The organism is Aquabacterium sp., from assembly GCF_035476535.1.
Classification (GTDB): Bacteria; Pseudomonadota; Gammaproteobacteria; order Burkholderiales; family Burkholderiaceae_C; genus Pseudaquabacterium.
On the sequence record NZ_DATILJ010000258.1, the window covers coordinates 1 to 20,700 of the forward strand.

Annotated in this window: 19 protein-coding genes; 8 read left to right on the forward strand and 11 right to left on the reverse strand. The window is 68.5% G+C overall.

Annotation, left to right across the window (positions count from 1 at the left end; translation table 11 throughout):
- The 3 genes from rplS to VLK61_RS25970 all read left to right on the forward strand — a co-directional run.
- Positions 1-317, forward strand: a 317-nt coding sequence (gene rplS / locus VLK61_RS25960) for a 50S ribosomal protein L19 (RefSeq protein ID WP_325425457.1), incomplete at its 5' end; no start/stop codon positions are given.
- Positions 318-496: 179 nt separating this feature from the next.
- Positions 497-1,204, forward strand: a complete 708-nt coding sequence (locus VLK61_RS25965; RefSeq protein WP_325425459.1) for a CoA pyrophosphatase — start codon at positions 497-499, stop codon at positions 1,202-1,204.
- A gap of 43 nt (positions 1,205-1,247) precedes the next feature.
- A complete protein-coding gene (locus VLK61_RS25970; protein WP_325425461.1) occupies positions 1,248-2,234 on the forward strand; it encodes a CobD/CbiB family protein in 987 nt (328 codons plus the stop codon).
- Positions 2,235-2,237: 3 nt separating this feature from the next.
- Here VLK61_RS25970 and rsgA read toward each other — a convergent pair whose 3' ends face one another.
- Genes rsgA through VLK61_RS25985 form a run of 3 tightly spaced genes read right to left on the reverse strand, consistent with a single transcriptional unit; the run spans position 2,238 to position 4,752 of the window.
- Entirely contained in the window at positions 2,238-3,137 is a 900-nt protein-coding gene (gene rsgA, locus VLK61_RS25975; RefSeq protein ID WP_325425463.1) for a ribosome small subunit-dependent GTPase A, read from the reverse strand.
- Positions 3,134-3,472, reverse strand: a complete 339-nt coding sequence (locus VLK61_RS25980) for a 4a-hydroxytetrahydrobiopterin dehydratase (protein WP_325425465.1) — start codon at positions 3,470-3,472, stop codon at positions 3,134-3,136. The genes rsgA and VLK61_RS25980 overlap by 4 nt, the downstream gene beginning before the upstream one ends.
- An 8-nt stretch (positions 3,473-3,480) precedes the next feature.
- Positions 3,481-4,752 carry a M48 family metallopeptidase gene (locus VLK61_RS25985; protein ID WP_325425467.1) on the reverse strand — a complete coding sequence of 424 codons (1,272 nt, stop codon included), beginning with the start codon at positions 4,750-4,752 and terminating at the stop codon, positions 3,481-3,483.
- A gap of 33 nt (positions 4,753-4,785) precedes the next feature.
- On the opposite strand from VLK61_RS25985, the gene orn reads away from it, so the two are divergent.
- Entirely contained in the window at positions 4,786-5,364 is a 579-nt protein-coding gene (gene orn / locus VLK61_RS25990) for an oligoribonuclease (protein ID WP_325425469.1), read from the forward strand.
- On the opposite strand, the gene VLK61_RS25995 is transcribed toward orn, so the two are convergent.
- Positions 5,318-5,959 carry a DUF2087 domain-containing protein gene (locus VLK61_RS25995; RefSeq protein WP_325425471.1) on the reverse strand — a complete coding sequence of 214 codons (642 nt, stop codon included), beginning with the start codon at positions 5,957-5,959 and terminating at the stop codon, positions 5,318-5,320. The genes orn and VLK61_RS25995 overlap by 47 nt on opposite strands.
- 269 nt (positions 5,960-6,228) lie before the next feature.
- Here VLK61_RS25995 and VLK61_RS26000 point away from each other — a divergent pair, with 269 nt between their 5' ends.
- A complete protein-coding gene (locus tag VLK61_RS26000; protein ID WP_325425473.1) occupies positions 6,229-8,232 on the forward strand; it encodes an acetoacetate--CoA ligase in 2,004 nt (667 codons plus the stop codon).
- Here VLK61_RS26000 and VLK61_RS26005 read toward each other — a convergent pair whose 3' ends face one another.
- Genes VLK61_RS26005 through VLK61_RS26015 form a run of 3 tightly spaced genes read right to left on the reverse strand, consistent with a single transcriptional unit; the run spans position 8,233 to position 10,530 of the window.
- A complete protein-coding gene (locus VLK61_RS26005; protein ID WP_325425475.1) occupies positions 8,233-8,589 on the reverse strand; it encodes an FKBP-type peptidyl-prolyl cis-trans isomerase in 357 nt (118 codons plus the stop codon).
- Positions 8,590-8,641: 52 nt separating this feature from the next.
- Positions 8,642-9,541, reverse strand: a complete 900-nt coding sequence (gluQRS, locus tag VLK61_RS26010) for a tRNA glutamyl-Q(34) synthetase GluQRS (protein WP_325425477.1) — start codon at positions 9,539-9,541, stop codon at positions 8,642-8,644.
- Positions 9,541-10,530, reverse strand: coding sequence for a LysR family transcriptional regulator (locus VLK61_RS26015; RefSeq protein WP_325425479.1), 990 nt, complete (start codon positions 10,528-10,530; stop codon positions 9,541-9,543). Before VLK61_RS26015 ends, gluQRS begins: the two co-directional genes overlap by 1 nt.
- A 199-nt stretch (positions 10,531-10,729) precedes the next feature.
- Between VLK61_RS26015 and VLK61_RS26020 the strand changes: the two genes are divergently transcribed.
- Positions 10,730-11,431, forward strand: a complete 702-nt coding sequence (locus VLK61_RS26020; protein ID WP_325425481.1) for a pirin family protein — start codon at positions 10,730-10,732, stop codon at positions 11,429-11,431.
- A gap of 59 nt (positions 11,432-11,490) precedes the next feature.
- Positions 11,491-12,201, forward strand: a complete 711-nt coding sequence (locus VLK61_RS26025) for a DUF599 domain-containing protein (protein WP_325425482.1) — start codon at positions 11,491-11,493, stop codon at positions 12,199-12,201.
- Between the two features lie 7 nt (positions 12,202-12,208).
- On the opposite strand, the gene VLK61_RS26030 is transcribed toward VLK61_RS26025, so the two are convergent.
- From VLK61_RS26030 to VLK61_RS26045, 4 genes are all read right to left on the reverse strand, one after another.
- On the reverse strand, positions 12,209-13,165 hold the full coding sequence (locus tag VLK61_RS26030) for an alpha/beta fold hydrolase (RefSeq protein ID WP_325425484.1): 957 nt from the start codon (positions 13,163-13,165) through the stop codon (positions 12,209-12,211).
- A gap of 2 nt (positions 13,166-13,167) precedes the next feature.
- Positions 13,168-13,917: a sulfurtransferase gene (locus tag VLK61_RS26035; RefSeq protein WP_325425535.1), complete on the reverse strand. Its 750-nt coding sequence runs from the start codon at positions 13,915-13,917 to the stop codon at positions 13,168-13,170.
- Between the two features lie 72 nt (positions 13,918-13,989).
- On the reverse strand, positions 13,990-15,873 hold the full coding sequence (locus VLK61_RS26040; protein ID WP_325425486.1) for a PKD domain-containing protein: 1,884 nt from the start codon (positions 15,871-15,873) through the stop codon (positions 13,990-13,992).
- Positions 15,874-16,071: 198 nt separating this feature from the next.
- Positions 16,072-17,022: a peptidylprolyl isomerase gene (locus VLK61_RS26045; RefSeq protein ID WP_325425488.1), complete on the reverse strand. Its 951-nt coding sequence runs from the start codon at positions 17,020-17,022 to the stop codon at positions 16,072-16,074.
- An 85-nt stretch (positions 17,023-17,107) separates the two neighbouring features.
- On the opposite strand from VLK61_RS26045, the gene dnaE reads away from it, so the two are divergent.
- Complete coding sequence (dnaE, locus tag VLK61_RS26050; protein WP_325425490.1) at positions 17,108-20,641, forward strand: DNA polymerase III subunit alpha; 3,534 nt, start codon at positions 17,108-17,110, stop codon at positions 20,639-20,641.
- Positions 20,642-20,700 lie beyond the last annotated feature (59 nt).

Here is a 20,700-nt window from a genome sequence, read left to right on the forward strand (position 1 = left end):
CTCGCCTGAACAAGACCATCCCGGCCTTCGCCCCTGGCGACACCGTGATCGTCAATGTCAACGTCGTGGAAGGCACCCGCAAGCGCGTGCAGGCCTACGAAGGCGTGGTGATCGCCAAGCGCAACCGGGGGCTGAATTCCAGCTTCATCGTGCGCAAGATCTCCAGCGGTGAAGGCGTCGAGCGCACCTTCCAGCTGTACAGCCCGCTGATCGCGTCGATCGACGTGAAGCGCCGCGGCGATGTGCGCCGCGCCAAGCTGTACTACCTGCGTGAGCGCTCCGGCAAGTCGGCGCGCATCAAGGAGAAGCTCGCCTGACCGCAGGTCAGGCCGGCGCCGTGAGGCGCTCGTTGTGCGCAGCGCGACGAAGAGCGAACGCGGCGCATGCCGCAAAAGCTCGCCTGACCACCTGATCTGCGCTTCGGCGCAGTTCACAAGGGCCGCCACCGTGCGGCCTTTTTTGCGTCTGCGATTTTCTGCACACGCTATCCTGAGCCATGTCCACGCCGACCGTCCCGCCCCGCATCACCAACCCGCTGAGCATTCCCGTCATCGGCATCGATGACCATCTGCCAGCGGTGCAGCACAACGCGCTGACACCGGCTGCGCTGCGCCGGCGCTTCGAAGCGCCGCCTTCCTGGACCCCGGAGACGCAGGGCGACGGCAAGGCCTTCTTCGAGCGTGAGTTGTCCCATGCCTCGGTGCTGGTGCCGCTGGTGATGCGCGATACGGGCCTGCAGGTGCTGCTGACGCGCCGAACCGATCACCTGCGTGACCATGCCGGACAGATCAGTTTTCCCGGTGGTCGCGCCGAAGATCACGATGCCGATGCGGTGGCCACGGCCCTGCGTGAAACCGAAGAAGAGGTGGGCCTGGCGCGCGAGCATGTCGATGTCATCGGCGCGCTGCCGCACTACACCACGGTCACGAGTTATGTCGTGACGCCGGTGGTCGCGTTGGTACGCCCCGGCTTCAGCCTGGCGCTGGACAGCTTCGAGGTCGCCGAAGCCTTTGAAGTGCCGCTGCAGTTCCTGATGACGCCGGCACACCACCGTCGCCACCTCTTCGAGTACGACGGCCAGTCGCGCCAGTTTCTGTCGATGCCCTGGACCGGCCTCGGCGCCGACGGCCAGCAGCGCGACTATTTCATCTGGGGTGCCACCGCGGCGATGCTGCGCAACTTCTACCGCTTCCTTGCGGCATGACGCGGCCCGCCCACCGCGGGTGCCCTGGGTATGATGCGCGGCGATGAGTTTCTTCGCCGTCCTGTTTGCCCTGGTGATCGAGCAGCTGAAACCGCTGCCGCGCGACAACTGGGTGCATCACGCGCTGGTGTCCTGGGTCGGCTGGACCGGCCGTAACTTCGACGCCGGCCGCGAACACCATGCCTGGGTGGTGTGGTGCGTGTCGGTGCTGACGCCCGGGCTGGTGATCGCCGGCCTGTACTTCGGGATCTGGCGCTACAGCGCGCTGCTGGCGGTGCTGTTCGATGTGGTGGTGCTGTACCTCACGCTGGGCTTTCGCCAGTTCAGCCACTACTTCACCGACATCCGCGATGCACTGGACCGTGGCGACGAATTCGAAGCGCGCCGCCTGCTGGCCGAGTGGCGGCACCTCGACGCCAGCGAACTGCCGCGCACGGAGCTGATGCGCCATGTCATCGAACACGCGCTGCTGGCCGCACACCGCCATGTCTTCGGCGTGTTTTTCTGGTTTGTGCTGCTGTCGTCGCTGGGCCTCGGGCCGCTCGGGGCCGTGCTGTACCGCATGGCCGAATTCGCCAGCCGCTACTGGACCTTTCCCAGCAAGGCGCTGGGCGCGCCGGCCAACGAGCGCCTGATGCGCGTCTCGCAGCTGATGTTCTCGCTGATCGACCACATCCCGGCGCGGCTGACGGCCTTCGGCTTCGCGGTGGTCGGCAACTTCGAAGAGTCGATCAACAGCTGGCGTCGCGACGCGGCGCTGTGGCGGCATGCCAATGAAGGCGTGATCCTGGCGGCCGCTGCGGGTGCGGTGGGCGTGCAGCTGGGCGGCGATGCGGCGCCGGGTGTCACGCCGGACCGTTCACGCACCTTCGAAGCCGGCCCGACCGACACGCCGGGCGCCGAGGGCTCCACCGCCGGGCTGCCGCCGCAGATGGGTCACCTGCGCAGCGTCGTCGGCCTGGTCTGGCGATCGGTGGTGTTGTGGATGCTGCTGGTTGCCTTGCTGACGCTGGCCAACCTCATCGGCTGAGGTTCACCACCGCGTCGCCGACAACTCGGCATGCAGTTCCTGGTAGATGCGGTAGCGCGAGGCATTGATGTCGCCGCGCTCCAGCGCGTCGCGCACGCCGCAGCCCGGCTCGTGCAGGTGGGTGCAGTTGTAGAAGCGGCAGTGGTCGGCATGCAGGCGCAAGTCGGGCATCCACTGCGGCAGGTCGGCGGCGCTCACCTGTCGCAGGCCGAATTCCTGAAAACCGGGGGAGTCGATCAGCGCACTGCGGCGCTGTTCGTCCAGCCAGTACCAGGTGGTGGTGGTGGTGGTGTGGCGGCCGGCGTTCAGGGCCAATGAAATCTCGCCCACCTGCGCGGCAGCGGCCGGCACCAGCAGGTTGATCATCGTGCTCTTGCCCATGCCGCTGGGCCCTAACACCAATGTGGCACGGCCACCGAGGAGCGGCGTCAACAGCGCGGTGGCTTCGGCACCCCGTGCCTTCAAAGACAGCTCGTGCACGGCCACGCCCATTGCACGATAGGGTGCCAGGCGCTGGCGCGCGGCCTCGGCCTGCGGCAGATCGATCTTGTTGAGCACGATGATTGCCGGGATGCCGGCCTGGTCGGCGGCGATCAGCGCGCGCGCCAACTGCGTCTCGGCATACATCGGTTCGGCGGCGACGAGGATCAGCAGCTGGTCGAGATTGGCCGCGAAAGACTTGCTGCGCCACTCGTCCTGGCGGAACAGCAGGTTGCGCCGCTCGGCAATGCGCTCGATCACCCCTTCGTCGCCGGTGAGTTGCCAATGCACGCGGTCGCCGACCACGCAGTCGCTCTTCTTGCCCCGCGGATGGCAGCGGATGCGCTGGCCATCGTCCGCTTCGACCATGAAGTGCCGGCCGTGCGCGCCGACCACCAGGCCGTTGCCGGCAGCTTCCGTCATGCGCTGCGCTTCGGCAGCAAGGCGTCGACCTTGGCCGCGCAGATGAAATCGTTGATCGAGATGCCGCCCACCGAATGCGTGTTGAAGCGCACGCTGCAGTGGCCATAACTCAGCGCCAGGTCCGGGTGATGGTCCTCGGCATTGGCGATCCAGGCCAGGGCGTTGACAAAGCCGACGGTGTGATGGAAATCCGGGAAGTCGAAGCGCTTCTCGAGCGCCCCGCTCACCAGTTGCCAGCCCGATACCCGCGCCAGGTGGGTCGTGATCTCATCGGCCGTCATGGCCGGGTGGCCCTCCAGCGCTTGGCAATGGCGTTGGGCAAGTTCAGCAGGCATGGCAGGGCTCATCGGGGCTGCAGAGACAGGGCCGCCAGCCGTTCGCTGGCCGGCGGATGGGAGTAGTAGAAGCGCACGTACAAGGGGTCTGGCGTCAGCGTCGAGGCATTGTCTTCGTGCAGCTTGATCAGCGCACTGGCCAGCTGCTTGCCATCGGCCTGCGCGCAGGCATAGGCATCGGCCTGGAACTCATGCTTGCGCGACAGCCGCGCCATCAGCGGCGAGGCGAAGAAGCCGAACACCGGCACCACCATCAGGAACAGCAGCAGCGCCAGCGCGTTGTTGGGCGTGCCGATGTTGGGCTGCACGCCCAGCCCCATGTAGAAGCTGCCCTGACCGGCCAGCCAGCCCAGCAGCGCCAGGGCCGCCAGGCTCATCAGCTGCATCATCACGATGCGCTGGGTCACATGCTTGTGCTTGAAGTGGCCGAGTTCATGCGCCAGCACGGCCTCCACTTCGCCGGGGGCCAGCTTGGCCAGCAGCGTGTCGAAGAACACCACGCGCTTGGCCGCGCCCACGCCGGTGAAGTAGGCATTGCCATGGGCCGAGCGCCGGCTGCCGTCCATCACGAACAAGCCCTTGGCGGTGAAGCCGCAGCGCTTCATCAGGCCCTGTACACGTTCGGCCAGCGAGGCATCGGCCAGCGGTTCGAACTTGTTGAACAGCGGTGCAATCACCGTCGGGTACAGCACCATGACGGCCAGGTTGAAGACCGCCCAGGCGCCCCAGGCCCACAACCACCACCAGGCGCCGGTGGCCTGCATGATCCACAGGATCAAGGCGGCCAGCGGCAGGCCGATCACCGCGCCGACCAGCAAGCCCTTGAGCAAATCGATCAGGTACAGCTTGGCCGTCATGCGGTTGAAGCCGAACTGCTGCTCGATGCGGAAGGTGCTCCACAACTCGAAGGGCAGGTCGAGCAGCGCGCCGATCAGTGAGAACGAAGCGAGCAGGGCGAGCTGGTAGGCCATGTCGCCATAGCGTGCCTGCACGCTCTGCAACAGCAGCAGGTTCAGCTGATCCAGGCCGCCCAGCAGCGTCCAGCCCAGCAGCACGCAACTGCTGAAGGCCATGCTGAGGATGCCGAAGCGGCCCTTGGCCAGCGTGTAGTCGGCCGCGCGCTGGTGCGCGGCGAGCGAGACGCTGCCGGCAAAGGCCGCTGGCACGGCATGGCGGTGCGACGCCACGTGGCGCATCTGCCGCGAGGCCAGCCACAGCTTGACGGCCAGCGAGGCCACCAGCGCGGCGGCGAACAAAAGGGTGAGCAGGTACGACGACATGGGGCGAAAGTGTATGCCTGCGAGAATGCGGCGATGAGCCTCACCGAGCAAACCCCCATCCCCACCTTGGCGGCGAGCGACCAGAACCTGATCTGGATCGACCTCGAAATGACCGGCCTGTACCCCGCCACCGACCGCATCATCGAGATTGCCGTGGTGGTCACCGACCCGCAGTTGATGCTGCGCGTCGAGGGTCCGGTGTTCGCCGTGCACCAGAGCGACGCCACCCTGGACGCGATGGACGCCTGGAACAAGGGCACGCATGGCCGCAGCGGGCTGGTCGATCGCGTGAAGGCCTCGACCGTCGACGAAGCGTCGGCCGAGGCCCAGGTGATCGCCTGGCTGAAGCAGTACGTGCCGGCCGGCAAGAGCCCGATGTGCGGCAACTCCATCTGCCAGGACCGCCGCTTCCTCGCGAACTACATGCCCACGCTGGAAGCGTTCTTCCACTACCGCAACCTGGATGTCAGCACGCTGAAGGAGCTGGCCAAGCGCTGGAAGCCCAGCGCGCTGGAAGGCTTCAAGAAAGCCCAGGCGCACACCGCGCTGGCCGACATCCACGAGTCTATTGACGAGCTCGATCACTACCGGCGCCACTTCCTGGCGCTGTGACACCTGGCGCTGTGACGGCGCGTGCCGCCGGCGTGCGTCGCAAGGCGCGCCAGGCGGTGAGCAGCGCACGCGTCTCGTCGTCCGGCCGCGCCGGCAGCTTGCGGTATTCCGAGCAATCGCTCTTGCGCGCCATCAGGTGGTGGTTGATCAGTTCGCGCCGAAGCGTGACATGGTCACCGAACACGTTGGCCGATTTCAGCACCTCGTTGACCTCGCGCTCGGTGTAGAGGCGCCGGCCATCGAAGCGCGACCACAGCACCCACATCGCCAGCTTCTGCACGCTGAACTTGTTCGGCCAGCGCAGCAGGCGGCCGCGTGAATCGAACTGCATCAGCGCTTTGCGGGCGTTGTCCGACAAGGGCAGCGGCGGTGGCCTGTCCTCGGCGGCCAGCGGGGACTCCGGCAGCGTGGGCGGCCGCGCGACCTGCAGGCTCTGCAGATTGCGGTGGCCCAGGGCCCGCGCGATCAGGTTCAGCAACTCCACGTGCCCGGGCGGCGCGATGCCGGTGGCATGGCGGGACTGCAGGGATTGACCCAGCGCGCGCGCAAACAGCGACGCGTCGGGCACGACAAAAGACAGCGGCAAACGGCTCATGGCCAGTCCTCCACGTGTGCATCGCATCCCGTTGCCGGGCGCTGGTGGTTGCCGGCTTCCAGCCAGACGCACACGAGGGTGACGCGCAGCGGAGGGGGGTGGCTCGCGAAGGCATGGTGACCATGGCTGCGAGGGCAGGTTTAGCTCGCGACGGGTGTCGCGCGGCAACGCCTGGGTGAACTGCCGACCGGGCCGCGATTCTACGGGGCCCCGCGTCCCGCGTGCAAACCCGGGCGCAGCGCGGGGATCGTTCGCGTAACCTCGTTGGCATGTCGGTGCATCCTGCTCCTCCGGTCTCGCAGATCAGCCTCTACCAGGACTGGCTACGCAGCGAGCGAGGCCTGGTGTTCGACGATTACCACGCGCTGTGGCGCTGGTCGGTCACCGAGCTGCCGGCCTTCTGGCAAAGCATCTGGGACCAGCAAGACCTGCAGTCGCCGACGCCGCACAGCGCGGTGCTGGCCGATGCCCGCATGCCCGGTGCACGCTGGTTTCCGGGCGCACAGCTGAACTACGCGCAGCGCGTGCTGCGCCATGTCGCGCAGGCCGATGCGGCCGGCGTGCCGGCGATCATCAGCGAGAACGAGCTGGGCGAGCTGCAGCAGCTGTCCTGGCCGGAGTTGCAGCGCCAGGTGGCCTCGTTCGCGCTGACGCTGCGCGGGCTCGGTGTGCAGCGTGGCGACCGCATCGCGGCCTACCTGCCGAACATCCCGCAGACGGTGGTGGCCTTCCTGGCCTGCTGCAGCATCGGCGCGATCTGGAGCGTGTGTGCACCGGACATGGGCCACCCCGCGGTGGCCGACCGCTTCAAGCAGATAACGCCGCGCGTCTTGATCGCCGCCGATGGCGTGCACTACGCCGGCCGCGCCCAGGACCGCAGCGCAGCGGTGCAGGCCCTGCGCACCGCGCTGCCCAGCGTGCAGCAGCTGGTGCTGCTGCGCACGCCGTTCGCGGCATCGACCATCGAGGCCGAGCTGTCGTTCGACGACGCGGTGGCGCGCGACGACGCCGCCACCCGCGGCTTCACGCCCGAGTGGCTGCCCTTCGACCACCCGCTGTGGATCGTCTACTCCAGCGGCACCACCGGCCTGCCCAAGCCCATCCTGCACAGCCATGGCGGCGTGATGCTGGTGCAGGCAGCCCACGGCCTGCACCATGACATGGGCGCCAGCTACAGCAGCAACAACCTCGGCGAACGATTCCACTGGTACAGCTCCACCGGCTGGGTGATGTGGAACGGGCAGGTGGCCGGCCTGCTCGGCGGCACGACGATCTGCCTGTACGACGGCAGCCCCAGCGGTACGAAAGAGTCACCCGACTGGGGCGTGTTGTGGCGCTTTGCCGTCCGCCATCGCATCACCGTGTTCGGCGCCGGTGCGGCCTTTTACGCCGGCTGCATGAAGGCCGGCCTGCAACTGGCCGGCAGCGGCGATCTGTCCGGGCTGCGTGCGTTGGGGGCCACCGGGTCACCCTTGTCGGAAGAGGTGCAGCGCTGGGGCAGCGCGCAGCTCGCCCAGGCCGGCCGGCCCGAGATCTGGTGGAACAACATCTCCGGCGGCACCGATTTCTGTGCCGCGGTGATCGGCGGCCACCGTGACCTTTCGCAGCAGCCCGGGCGCCTGCAGTGCCGCTGGCTGGGCTGCGCGGTCGAAGCCTGGAACGAGGCCGGCCAGCCGGTGATCGACGAGGTCGGCGAACTGGTGATCACCCAGCCGCTGCCGTCGATGCCGCTGGGCTTCTGGGGGGACGCACAGCATGCGCGTTACCTGTCCAGCTACTTCGATGTCTACCCCGGCGTCTGGCGCCATGGCGACTGGCTGTCGATCGGCCAGGACGGCAGCTGCGTGATCTACGGCCGCAGCGACGCCACGATCAACCGCCATGGCCTGCGCATGGGCACCAGCGAGATCTATGCCGCGGTGGAAGCGCTGCCCGAGGTGCTGGACTCGCTGGTCATCGACCTCGAGTGCCTGGGGCGCGACAGCTGGATGGCGCTGTTCGTCGTGCTGCGCGAAGGCCTGGTGCTGGACGCCGCGCTGAGCGCGCGCATCCAGGGGGCGATCAAGAGCGCGCTGTCACCGCGCTTCGTGCCCGACGCCATCCAGCAGGCGCCGGAGATCCCGCGCACGCTGTCGGGCAAGAAGCAGGAAGTGCCGATCAAGAAGCTCTTTCTCGGCCAGCCGCTGGACAAGGTGGTCAACCGCGACGCGATGGCCAATGCAGCCTGCCTGGGCTGGTACCAGCAGCAGGCGGCGCAGCACCTGGCGCGTTGATCAGGCCTGCAGCAGGTCGACCTCGAAGACCAGCGTGGCGTTCGGCGGAATCACGCCGCCGGCGCCGCGGGCGCCGTAGCCCAGCTCGGCCGGGATCAGCAGCACGCGCGTGCCGCCCACTTTCATGCCTTGCACGCCTTCGTCCCAGCCGCGGATCACCATGCCGGCGCCGAGGTTGAAGCGGAAGGGGTCGCCGCGGTCCTTGCTGGAGTCGAACTTCTTGCCGCGGCCGTCGGCCTGCGTCGGGTCGTGCAGCCAGCCGGTGTAGTGCACGCTGACCGGCACGCCGGCCACGGCCTCGTTGCCGGTGCCCGGCGTGGTGTCGTCGTACTGGAGTCCGGAGTCGGTGGTGATCATGATGAAGCTCGCGCGGGGGCGAAAAGGGTGAGTCAAGGGGCCAGGGTGCGCATCATGCCACCCAGCGCGCGGCCCAGGCCTGCACCGCGGCGTTGAGCCATTCGCCGACGCTGGTGGCCTCGATCACCGGCAGCGCCAGCGTGGTGGCAGCGAACTGCAGCGCGGCCAGCGGCTGGCTGGCGTCGAAGGCCACTGCGCCGTTCTGCTTGCTGAGCTTGTGGCCGTCGGCGCCCAAGACCAAGGGGCAGTGCAAGTAGCTTGGCGTCGGCAGGCCCAGCAGATGCTGCAGGTGGATCTGGCGCGCGGTGTTGTCGGCCAGGTCTTCGCCGCGCACGATGTCGGTGATGCCTTGTGCGGCGTCGTCCACCACCACGGCCAGCTGGTAGGCCCACAGGCCATCGGCGCGGTGCAGTACGAAGTCGCCCACCTCGCGGGCCACGTTCTGGTGCTGCGCGCCGAGCCGGCGGTCCTGCCAGCTCACCACCGCTTCGGTGCCGCCGCACAGTGTCAGCACGCGTGTCGCACGGGCCGATTTGCCGAACAGCCCGGCGCGGCAGGTGCCGGGGTAGACGCGCTCTTCGAAGCGTTCATGCAGGATGCCGGCGGCGATCAGCGCCTCTTCGATCTCGCGCCGCGTGCAGCCGCAGGGGTAGGTCAGGCCCAGGGTCTGCAGCGTGTACAGCGCGGCCTGGTAGGCGCTGCCGCGGCGGGATTGGTAGATCGGCTCCTCGTCGGGCAACAGGCCGCAGATGGCCAGCTGGCCGAGGATCACCTGGTCCGCGCCGGCCAGGCAGCGCGGTGTATCCACGTCCTCGATGCGCACCAGCCAGCGCCCGTCGTGGGCCCGCGCATCCAGCCAGCTGGCCAGTGCCGCCACCAGCGATCCGACGTGCAGCGCGCCGGTGGGCGAAGGCGCAAAGCGGCCGACGTAGGTGCCGCTGCTGCTGCTCATCAGTCGACGGCCGGCAGGCCGATGTGGCGTTCGAGCAGCGCGCGGCGCGTGGCCGGGCTCTTCAGCTGCTCCAGGAACCATTGCAGCGCCAGGCCCTGCGGTGCCCGCCGCGGCTGCGGCGCCGCGGCGCTGCGCCAGGCGTAGCCGAAGCGCACCGGTGACGTGCGGCGGGCCACCGCCTTGGTCACCAGCCGGCCGGCACGCAGGTGCTCGCGCACCAGCGGTTCGGGCACGAAGCCGCAGGCCAGGCAGCGCAGCTGGGCCTCGATCTTGGCCTGCATCGAGGCGACGGTCAGCACGTCCTGGCCCGGCAGCAGGTTCACCGTCATCGGCGACAGGCGCTGCGCGGAATCGGCCACCGCCACGGCGCGGTGCGACAGCATCACCTCGTCGCTGATCGGCTCCTGCCAGGCGGCCAGCGGGTGGTGCGGTGCCACGACAAACAGGAAGTCGATCTCGCCCAGCGGCTGGACCTCGATGCCGACCTGCGGCGGCGCGTTCATCGACACGCCGATCGCCAGGTCGGCCTGGCCGGTGAGCAGCGCTTCCCACAGCCCGGCCATCACCTCGGTGCGCAGCCGCAGCCGCGTGCCCGCGGCCTGCGGGCCGTCCACATGCAGCGCGTAGAAGCTCTCGATCAGCTCGAACATCGTCAGCCGCGAGATCACGCCGTCGACGGCGATCGTCAGCGTCGATTCCCAGCCGGTGGAGACGCGCTTGACGCGGTTGGCCACCGCATCCATCTCGGCCAGCAGGCGGCGGCCTTCTTCCAGCAGCTCCTGGCCGGCGGCGGTGAGCTGGGCCTGGCGCGAGCGGCGGTCGAACAGCAGCACATCCAGCGCGTCCTCGAGCTGGCGCACGCTGTAGGTCAGCGCCGAGGGCACGCGGCCCAGTTCGCGCGCCGCCGCGGCAAAACTGCCGCTGCGGGCGATGGTGTCCATCATCTGCAGGGCTTCGGGGGTCAGGGCGTTGCGGCGGGGTGTGGACATCGGCCCTCAAGGAAATGTGGCTTTGCAACTTTCCTTGCTCCCCTTGGGGGACGGCCGGCCCTGGCCGGCCTTGGGGCACTCAGAAAAGCGCGCGCATGCGCAGGGCTTCATCTTATTTGAACGCGCAGTTCAAGCGCTGTGGGCTGCCCGGCCGCGGTGCTGGTGCCACCATCAGTCCATCACCTGGAGATACCGCACCATGATCTCGCTGCGCCGTTCGCAAGACCGCGGCCATGCCGACCACGGCTGGCTCAACAGCTATCACAGCTTCTCGTTCGCCGACTACCACGACCCCGCGCACATGGGCTTTGGCAACCTGCGCGTGATCAACGAAGACCGCATCGCGCCGGGCACCGGTTTCGGCACCCATGGCCATCGCGACATGGAAATCGTCAGCTATGTGCTCGAAGGCGCGCTGGCCCACCGCGACAACATCGGCAATGGGGCGGCCATCGTGCCTGGCGAAGTGCAGCGCATGAGCGCGGGCACCGGCGTGCGCCACAGCGAGTTCAACCATGCGCAGGACGCCACCACGCATTTCCTGCAGATCTGGCTGCTGCCGCACACCGCCGGCATCCCGCCCGGCTACGAGCAGAAGGCTTTCAGCGAGGCCGACAAGCGCGGCCGGCTGTGCCTGGTGGCCTCGCGCGATGGGCGCGAGGGTTCGGTGACGATCCATGCCGATGCGGCGATCCGCGCCGGCCTGTTCGATGGCGATGAAGCGGCCGAACTGGCGCTGGACCCGCAGCGCCTGGCCTATGTTTTCGTGGCCCGGGGGGCGATCGATGTCAACGGCCAGACGCTCGGCACCGGCGACGCCGCCGCGCTGCGCGGCGAAACGGTGCTGACCTTGCGCCAGGGCCGCGAGGCCGAGGTGCTGGTGTTCGACCTGGCGCCCTGAATCGCCGGGCCCGAAGCTTCCCCAGTGAGCGCCGCACGCGGGCCGCTACAGTGCGGCCCATGGACGTGCTGTTCAAGCTGTTGACCTTTCTGCCCTGGCCCGATTGGCTGGCGATGGCCCTGTTCTTCGGTGGCTGGGTGACCTATGCCCGCCTGGCCAAGCAGCGTGCCGACGTGCAGCCTTCGGTGCTGGCCACCACCAATCGCTGGCGCTGGCACTGGATGCTGCAGGCCACGCGGCGCGAGAACCGCATCGTCGATTCGGCCATCGTGCAGAACCTCTCGGCCAGCCCGCAGTTCTTCGCCTCGACCAGCATCCTGGTCATCGGCGGCCTGCTGGCCGTGCTGGGCACCACCGAGAAAACCGCCGAACTGCTGCGTGACCTGCCGCTGGCCGCGCGCACCAGTGTGCTGGTGTTCGACCTGAAGCTGGTGCTGCTGACGGCCATCTTCGTCTACAGCTTCTTCCGCTTCACCTGGAGCCTGCGGCAGTACACCTTCTGCGCGATCCTGGTCGGCGCGATGCCGGAGGCCGCCCGCATCGAAGAATCGTCGCGCCAGGCCTTTGCCGACCGTGCCGGCCGCGTGATGGGCCTGGCTGCCGAGACCTTCAATGATGGCCTGCGCGGCTACTACCTGGCGTTCGCGGTGGTGGCCTGGTTCTTCTCGGCCTGGGCCTTCATGATCGCCACGCTGGCCGTGCTGTGGGTCTTGTACCAGCGCGAGTTCCGCTCCGAGGTCTTGGTGGCCTTGCGAGACGGCTTGCAGTAGGCGCCCGCTACTGGGCCAGGCCGAGGAAGGTCTTCACCGGCTTCACCGTCTGCTGCGGGTCTTCTTCCTGCGGCACGTGGCCGAGGCTTTCGAAAGTTATCAGCTGGCTGCCGGCGATGTCGGCCTTGAAGCGCTCGGCGGCCGCGAGCGGGATCAAGCGGTCGCGGCCGCCCCAGAGAATCAGCGTCGGCAGCTTCAGCGTGGCGATGCGTGCGGCGTCGGCGCCCGGGCGCATCTGCTGCAGCCGATCGACCAGCGCGCGGCGGTTGCCTTCGCGCAAGCTCAGATCGAAGTAGCGGTCGACCAGGGCCTCGGTCACGCGCGCGGGGTCGCCATACACCTCGCGCACGCTGGCCACCACCAGCGGTCGCGGCAGCAGGTGCTCACCGAGCCGGTTCAGCCCCGGTACCTGCGCGATGCGCCAGGCCACCGGCACCGACAGCGGCTCGACCGCATAGCCCGCCGCATCCACCAGCACCAGCTTGTCGACACGCTGCGGCGCCATCGCGGCGACATGCCAGGCCACTTCACCGCCGAGCGAATTGCCGCCGACCACGAAGCGCTGCACCTTCAGCGTGTCCAGCAGGTCGAGCACGAAGCGGGCGTAGTTGTCGCCCCGGTAGGGCTGGCCGGCGTAGGCGCCGGTGAAGGGTCCGGTCAGGCCGAAGGCCGGCAGGTCGAAGCTGATCACGCGGCGCTGGCCGCGCAGCGCACGCGCCCAACCCTCCCAGGTGTGCAGGCTGGCGCCGGTGCCGTGGATCAGCACGATCGGCGTGCTGTCGCTGCGCGGGCCCTCGTCGCGGTAATGCACCAACTGGCCCTGGAGGTCCAGGAAGTCCGAGGGCGGTGGCGCCCAGCGCTGCACCAGCGTGGACACCGCGCGGTCCGGTGCACGCATCAGCGGCAGCGCCAGTGCCGTCAGCATCAACAGCACGCCGAAGATGCGCAACAGCGTGGTGCCCATGCTCAGCTGCTCAGCTCGGTGTCCAGCGCGATGCGCTCGTCGAACACGAAACAGCGGCCATGCCAGCCGGGCGCCCGGCCCTGGGTGTCTTCGAAGTATTTCAGGATGCCGCCTTCGAGCTGGTAGCTGTGCGGCAGGCCCAACGCCTGCATCACCAGCGCGGCTTTCTCGCAGCGGATGCCGCCGGTGCAGTAGCTGACGACGGTGTGCGAGGCCAGCGCGTCGCGGTGCGCCGCGAGCGCTGCGGGGAAGTCGCTGAACTTGTGCAGGCGCCAGTCGATCGCGTTGTCGAAAGCGCCTTCGTCGACCTCGAAACCATTGCGTGTGTCCAGCATCAGCAGCGGCCGGCCTTGGTCGTCATGGCCCTGGCTCAGCCAGCGGGCCAGCGTGGTGGGCGCCACCGCGGGCGCACGGCCGGCGGCGGGTTGCACCGCCGGCATGTTCATGCGGATGATCTCCGGCTTGATCTTGACCTTCAGGCGCTTGAAGGGCTGTGCCTCGCTCCAGCTTTCCTTGGCGGGAAGGCCCTCGAAGCGGGCATCGGCGCGCAGCAGGGCCAGCCAGCCGCGGATGCCTTCGGCGCTGCCGGCCAGCACGAGGTTGATGCCTTCTTCGGCCAGCAGCACGGTGCCGAGGAGCGCGCGCGCGCGGGCCGCCTCGAACAGGCGCTCGCGCAGCACAGGCAGGTCCTGCAGCGGCACGAAGCGGTAGGTGGAGATGTTGAGGAGAGGGCCGGTGCTCACGGCCGGGATTCTAGGAAATGGCGAGCCCGGCAGCCGGCCCACGCGCCCAAAGGGTGCGGGACCGGCCGCCGTGGCCGCAGCTCAGCGTTGCTCGCGTTCGGCCGGCGCCGGGCGGCTGGCCGCCGCCTTGACCAGCCTGTCGAGCTGGCGGCCCACCAGGTCGGTCAGGCTGCTGCGGCTGCCGGTCAGCGTCGGCTGGGTGGCCTTGATGGCAGCCTTGCCGGCCGTGTCGACGGCTGTTGCGGGGGCCGACTCACCGATCTGCCCGCCGGCCTGCGGCAAGCCGGGCGCCTGGCCGGTCTTCACCAGCGTGCCGCTCACCGTGCCGTCGGGGCTGTACACCATGTCGGCGCCGCAGTCGGCGACTGTCGATGTGGCCGGGCAGTACTCGTAGGTGCCGCCGAGCGTGCCGTTGCTGAGGTTGAACTGGAAGATGTCGGTGCTGTTGTTGCCGAACACGATCACGCACAGGTACGCGTAGTTCAAGGTCGGGGTCGCGGTGCAGGACATGGCCTCCCCCGAGTCGGTGAAGTCCACCAGATAGCCGTCCACGATGTCGCTCGCCGAGAAGCTGGTCGATTCGACATAGGTGATCGTGCTGCCGGTGAAGTGGTAGCTCAGCGTCATGCGGCCATACAGCGCCGACAGGCCCGAGGCACCGGAGGTCGTGGCAGTGATCGTCACTGTCGCCGGAGCGCTGTTGGACTTGCCGTCGCGCACCGTCAGCTGCGCCACGTAGCTGCCCGGCTGATCGGCCACGAAGCTCGGCCGCGCGCTCGTCGCGCTGCGCAGCGAAGCGGCACTGCCTGCCGGCCGCGAGGCCAGCGTCCATGCATAGCTCAAAGCATCCCCGTTGGCGTCGAAACTGGCGCTACCGTCCAAAGTCACCGTCGATCCGGTCCCCACCGTCTGCGCCGCGCCGGCATTCGCCACCGGCGCGGCATTGGCTGTGGCCGCGGTGATCGTCACGCGGCTGGCTGCGCTGTTGACCTTGCCGTCGTTGACGATCAGCGCGACGACGTAGTTGCCGGACACGTCGGCGAAGAAGCTGGGCCGCGACGAGTTCGGATCGATCAGCACGGCCAGGCTGCCGGCCGGTCTGCTGGTGAAGGTCCAGCTGTAGAACAGCGGGTCGAGGTCGGCGTCGCTGCTGGCCGTGCCGTTCAATGTCACCGTGGCGCCGGTGCCGACCTGCTGCGCCGTCCCGGCGTTGGCCACCGGCGCCGAGTTGACCCCTGAGGCGGTGATGGTCACCGTGGCGGCGTAGCTGCTGGTCTGGCCGTCGCTGACGACCAGCGTTGCGACGTACTGCCCCGGCCTGTCGGCCAGAAAGCTCGGCTGCACGGTGCTGGCGCCGGACAGCAGCGCCAGGCTGCCGGCGGGCCGCGCCGACAAGGTCCATGTGTAGGCCAGCAGGTCGCCGTTCGCGTCCGAACTGGCGCTGCCATCGAGCATGACCCTCGTGCCGGCCACCACATGCTGGGCGGGCCCGGCTTGCGCCACGGGTGCCGTGTTGGCGGGCATGAAGTCGGAGACCATGCCGACCCGGGCCGGCACCGCGCCGAAGGGGCCGCCGAGCACATAGACGGCGCCGGCATTGACGCCGATCATCACGCCGGTCGCGAAGTACGAGCGGTAGTACCAGGGCCCTTCCTTCAGCGTGGCCGCGGGGCCTGGAAAGTACTGTGGCAACAGTTGCTCGGCGTAGTTGAAGAAGGCCTCGGCCGTGGCCAGCGCGGGGCTGGCATCTGCGGGGGTGACCGCAACGCCCAGGCGCCGGCGTTTCAGATCGGCCAGGCCCGCGGGCGCGGCCTCGGAGACGGCCGCGGGCTGGCCGTGGCCTGCAGCGTCCGGCTCGTCGCTGGCGCCGGAGCCGCCGCAGCCGGCCAGCGCGCCGAGCAGCGCCGATGAAATCGTGAGCGCCCGAAGGGCGCGATGGCAAGCTGAACGCATCGTCCACTGCATGGTGTTCCCCCTCTTCGTTGATCGCGAGCAGATGCTGTCAGAGCCGCGGCCGGCACGCGTCCTCAGCTTCGAGGACGTGGCGCGACGGCCTCCCGACGGCCTCCCACTTGCGAGGGATGCGCGGGATCAACGGGGTGGCGAGGGATCAACGCGGCGCGACACTGACTGGGCGCGGCGCCGGGCGGCCGAGGGCGGGACTCAGGACGTCGGCTTGGACGCCGGCCGCGTCGGCACCGTGGCATTGCACAGGCCGATGTGGCCGCTGCGGTGTACGAACCACGGCTCGCGCCGGTTGCGGCGTGCTTCCAGCAAGGCGCGCCAGGTGGCGGTGTCGGTGCGCAGCACTTCCAGTGCCGGCCGCTGCTCCGGCGGCAATTCGTCGAGCACCCGCACGCTGCGGATCGCATGGCGCTGTTCGGGCTGGTCGTAGAAGCCCATGTTGTTGCCGCCGCGGGGCAGCGCCGAGAGCTTGTCGATACCGCTGAGTACGCGGCCGACCACGGTGATGTTGCGGTCCAGGCCACGCGGCGAATGGCCGATCACCGCATACAGCTCGGTGCCGTTGCTGCTGTCGGCCGGGTTGTCGCGGCCCGCGCCGACCATGCCATAGCAGTGCGCAAGCCAGGCGCGCTGACGGCGCGGATCGGCGGCCACCGGGAAGCCATCGACCCAGCCGGTGACCGGCGCCCAGCCATCGGCATCAGCCAAGGGCGTCAGCGGCAGGCCGCGCAGCGGCACGTCGAACTCGGCCGGCAGCTTGCGTTCGGCCTTGCCCAGCGGGCGGGCCTTCTCCGCGGCCTCGGCATCCGGGTCGCCCCACTGCGCGACGTAGTTGTCCTGCACCCGCAGCACGGCCAGGCCGTCGAAATAGCGTTCACGGGTCAGCGTGAGGATGTTGGCCACGTGCCGGGGTGCAAAGCGCGGTGCCAGCTCGATCAGCACCGGCCCGCTGGCCAGTTCCATCAGCAGCGTGTGGCTGGCGTCCAGCGCGCGCCAGTCTCCCGCGCTGCTGGCCTGCAGCACTTCGGCGGTGGTGGGCGGCGCGGGAGCCGAAGCGGGCCTGGCCGGGGCCCTGGCCTTGGCGGCGTAGCTGAGCGGTGCTGCGGCCAGGCACAGCGCGGCGAGCAGGGCAAGAGTAATCGGTGGCATGGTGGGCAGTGACCGGGATGCGAGCTTCGCCGCAGCCTATCAGCACGGCGCAAAGCCCACGCCGACCCCTCCCTACAATGCCGGTATGGCCTTCGTTCACCTGCGCACTCACTCTGAATACTCTGTTGTCGACGGCACTTTGCGCATCGACGATGCTGCCGCCGCCGCGCGCGCGGATGGCCAGGTGGCGCTGGCGATCACCGACTTGTCGAACCTGTTCGGCGCGGTGAAGTTCTACAAGGCCTGCCGCGGCAAGGGCGTCAAGCCGATCATCGGCGCCGATGTGTATGTCGAGCCCGATCCGGCGATGGGCGGCGGCGACAAGCAGCCCAGCCGGCTGCTGCTGCTGGTGCAGGACCGCCAGGGTTACCTGAACCTGAGCGAGATGCTGGCGCGCAGCTGGGTGCGCAATGCGCAGCGTGCGCAGGCCTGGGTCAAATGGGAATGGTTGTCCGAGCTGGGCGGCGGGCTGATCGCCTTGTCCGGCGCGGACCAGGGCGCTGTTGGCATGGCGCTGCTGGCCGGCGATGCGGCGCGGGCCACGGCCGCGGCGCAACGGCTTGCGGCGCTGTTCCCGCAGCGCTTCTACATCGAGTTGCAGCGCGCCGGGCTGCCGACGCATGAAGCGCATGTGCGCAGCGCCGTGCCGCTGGCCTCCGAGCTCGGCCTGCCGGTGGTGGCCACGCATCCGGTGCAGTTCGTCGTGTCCGAAGACTTCGACGCGCATGAGGCGCGCGTGTGCATCGCCGAGGGCGAGACGCTGGCCAACCCCAAGCGCATCAAGCGCTTTTCGCGCGAGCAGTACTTCAAGTCGCAGGCCCAGCTGGAGGCGCTGTTTGCCGATGTGCCATCGGCGGTTGCCAACACGGTGCAGATCGCACGGCGCTGCAACCTGACGCTGGCGATGGGCAAGAACTACCTGCCCGACTTCCCGACGCCGCTGCTGGCCGACGGCAGGCCGATGCCGATGGACGACTACTTCCGCCAGGCCAGCATCGAAGGCCTGGAAGAACGCCTGGCCGTGCTGTTCCCCGACCCGGCGAAGCGGGACGCACAACGTGCACGTTATGCCGAGCGCCTGGAGTTCGAGATCGTCACGATCCTGAAGATGGGCTTCCCGGGCTACTTTTTGATCGTGTCGGACTTCATCAACTGGGCCAAGAAGAACGGCTGTCCTGTCGGCCCGGGGCGCGGCTCCGGTGCAGGCTCATTGGTGGCCTATGCGCTGAAGATCACCGACCTGGATCCGCTGCACTACAACCTGCTGTTCGAGCGCTTCCTGAACCCCGAGCGCGTCTCGATGCCCGACTTCGACATCGACTTCTGCCAGGGCAACCGCGACCGGGTGATCGACTACGTCAAGGACAAATACGGCCGCGAGGCGGTGAGCCAGATCGCCACCTTCGGCACGATGGCGGCCAAGGCCGCGCTGCGCGACGTCGGCCGCGTGCTGGGCATGGGCTACGGCCATGTCGATTCGATTGCCAAGCTGATCCCGGCGCCGCCCGGCAAGACGGTGACCCTGGCCAAGGTGCCGGCCGAGCCCGACCCCGGCATCATCTACGCCCGCAAGGAAGCGCCGGAGCTGGAACAGCGCGAAGCCGCCGAAGAAGAGGTGGCCGAACTGCTGAGCCTGGCCACGCGGGTCGAAGGCATCGTGCGCAACATCGGCATGCATGCCGGCGGCGTGCTGATCGCGCCGGGCAAGATCACCGACTTCTGCCCGCTGTACCAGCAGCCCGGCAGCGACTCGGCGGTGAGCCAGTACGACAAGGACGACGTCGAGGCGATCGGCCTGGTGAAGTTCGACTTCCTGGGCCTGGCCACGCTGACGATCCTGGAGCTTGCCAAGGACTTCATCGTCGCGCGCCACCCGGAGCGCAAGGACTTTTCCTTCGAGACGATCCCGCTCGACGACCCGCGCGTCTACAAGCTGTTCTCCGAAGGCCTGACCGAGAGCGTGTTCCAGTTCGAATCGCGCGGCATGCAGGGCATGCTGCGCGATGCCAAGCCCAGCCGGCTGGAAGACCTGATCGCGCTGAACGCGCTGTACCGGCCGGGCCCGATGGACCTGATCCCCAGCTTCGTCGCGCGCAAACACGGCAAGGAGGAGGTGGTCTACCCGCATCCGCTGCTGGCCACCGTGCTCAGCGAGACCTACGGCATCATGGTCTACCAGGAGCAGGTGATGCAGGCCGCGCAGGTGCTGGGCGGCTACTCGCTCGGCGGCGCCGATTTGTTGCGCCGTGCGATGGGCAAGAAGAAGGCCGAGGAGATGGCCCAGCACCGCGAGATCTTTCGCACCGGTGCGGCCGACAAGAACATCTCCGCGCAGACCGCGGACGAAGTCTTCGACCTGATGGAAAAGTTCGCGGGCTACGGCTTCAACAAGAGCCATGCTGCCGCGTACTCCTTGCTGGCGTATCACACGGCCTGGCTGAAGGTGCATTTCACGGCCGAGTTCTATGCCGCGAACATGACCATCGAAATGGACGACACCGACAAGCTGAAGGTGTTGTTGAACGATGCCAAGCTGTTCAATGTCGCGTTCGAACCGCCGGACGTGAATCGCGGCATCTACCGCTTCGAGCCGGTCACCAGCAAGCTGGTGCGTTATGGCCTGGGCGCCATCAAGGGCACGGGGCAGGGCGCGATCGAGGCCATCGTCGAGGCGCGCAACGAGGGTGGGCTGTTCCGCAGCTTCTTCGATTTCTGTGCGCGCGTCGATCGCAAGCGCATCAACAAGCGGGTGATGGAGGCGCTGATCAAGGCCGGCGCTTTCGATGCGCTGCATGCCGATCGTGCCAGCTTGATCGCCAGTGTCGGCCTGGGCTTCGACTTTGCTGATACGCAGGTCGTGAATGCCTCTCAGGGCGGGCTGTTCGACGACCTGGGCGACGCGCATGGCTCGTCGACCCAGGAGCCCGCGCTGATCCCGGCCGATGCCTGGAGCATCCGCGAGCGGCTGCTGCTGGAGAAATCGGCGATCGGCTTCTACCTGTCGGGCCACCTGTTCGAGCAGAGCGAGCCGGAGGTGCGCCGCTTCTGCAAGCGCCGCATCGCCGACCTGGTGGACAGCCGCGAGCCGCAGCTGCTGGCCGGCATGGTCAGCGACCTGCGCTTCGTCAACGGCCAGCGCGGCCGCGTCGGCATCTTCAAGCTCGACGACAAGAGCGAGACCATCGAGGCGGTGGTCAACGACGAGCTGATCGAGGCCAACAAGGAGCTGCTGAAGGAAGACGAGCTGCTGATCGTGCAGGGCAAGGTGCAGCCCGACCGCTTCTCGGGCGGCCTGCGGCTGAACATCACGGCGGTGTGGGATCTGGCCTCGGCCCGTGCGCGCTTCGGCCGCTACATGCAGGTGGCGATCAACGGCGTGCTCGATGGCGAGGTGCGGCCGGTGGCCGAGCTGGTGCAGCTGTGGCCGGCCAAGCGGGTGCAGACCGAGCAGGGGGAGCTGACCCAAGGTCTGGCGGTTCGGCTGCAGATCCGCCGGCCCACTGCGCTGGCCGAGCTTGACCTGGGCGACGCCGGCCGCTTCTGGCCTTGCGACGAGGCGCTGGCGCGCTGGCGCACGCTGGCTTCGGAGGGCCACGCGGCCATCGTCTACGAAGCCTGACGGGCGCTGGGTGGTTTCATGCCTTTACCGATTATCCGGGCCGGCCTCGACAACGTCGA

Coding starts and splice junctions, on each gene's coding strand:
- VLK61_RS26045 (WP_325425488.1), bottom strand. CDS start 17,022: ATGCCACCGATTACTCTTGCCCTGCTCGCCGCGCTGTGCCTGGCCGCA.
- VLK61_RS26030 (WP_325425484.1), bottom strand. CDS start 13,165: ATGGGCACCACGCTGTTGCGCATCTTCGGCGTGCTGTTGATGCTGACG.
- VLK61_RS26005 (WP_325425475.1), bottom strand. CDS start 8,589: ATGATCACCACCGACTCCGGACTCCAGTACGACGACACCACGCCGGGC.
- gluQRS (WP_325425477.1), bottom strand. CDS start 9,541: ATGAGCAGCAGCAGCGGCACCTACGTCGGCCGCTTTGCGCCTTCGCCC.
- orn (WP_325425469.1), top strand. CDS start 4,786: ATGAGCCTCACCGAGCAAACCCCCATCCCCACCTTGGCGGCGAGCGAC.
- VLK61_RS25965 (WP_325425459.1), top strand. CDS start 497: ATGTCCACGCCGACCGTCCCGCCCCGCATCACCAACCCGCTGAGCATT.
- dnaE (WP_325425490.1), top strand. CDS start 17,108: ATGGCCTTCGTTCACCTGCGCACTCACTCTGAATACTCTGTTGTCGAC.
- VLK61_RS26040 (WP_325425486.1), bottom strand. CDS start 15,873: ATGCAGTGGACGATGCGTTCAGCTTGCCATCGCGCCCTTCGGGCGCTC.
- VLK61_RS25980 (WP_325425465.1), bottom strand. CDS start 3,472: ATGCCTGCTGAACTTGCCCAACGCCATTGCCAAGCGCTGGAGGGCCAC.
- VLK61_RS26020 (WP_325425481.1), top strand. CDS start 10,730: ATGATCTCGCTGCGCCGTTCGCAAGACCGCGGCCATGCCGACCACGGC.
- VLK61_RS25970 (WP_325425461.1), top strand. CDS start 1,248: ATGAGTTTCTTCGCCGTCCTGTTTGCCCTGGTGATCGAGCAGCTGAAA.
- VLK61_RS26025 (WP_325425482.1), top strand. CDS start 11,491: ATGGACGTGCTGTTCAAGCTGTTGACCTTTCTGCCCTGGCCCGATTGG.
- VLK61_RS26000 (WP_325425473.1), top strand. CDS start 6,229: ATGTCGGTGCATCCTGCTCCTCCGGTCTCGCAGATCAGCCTCTACCAG.
- VLK61_RS26015 (WP_325425479.1), bottom strand. CDS start 10,530: ATGTCCACACCCCGCCGCAACGCCCTGACCCCCGAAGCCCTGCAGATG.
- rsgA (WP_325425463.1), bottom strand. CDS start 3,137: ATGACGGAAGCTGCCGGCAACGGCCTGGTGGTCGGCGCGCACGGCCGG.
- VLK61_RS25995 (WP_325425471.1), bottom strand. CDS start 5,959: ATGAGCCGTTTGCCGCTGTCTTTTGTCGTGCCCGACGCGTCGCTGTTT.
- VLK61_RS25985 (WP_325425467.1), bottom strand. CDS start 4,752: ATGTCGTCGTACCTGCTCACCCTTTTGTTCGCCGCCGCGCTGGTGGCC.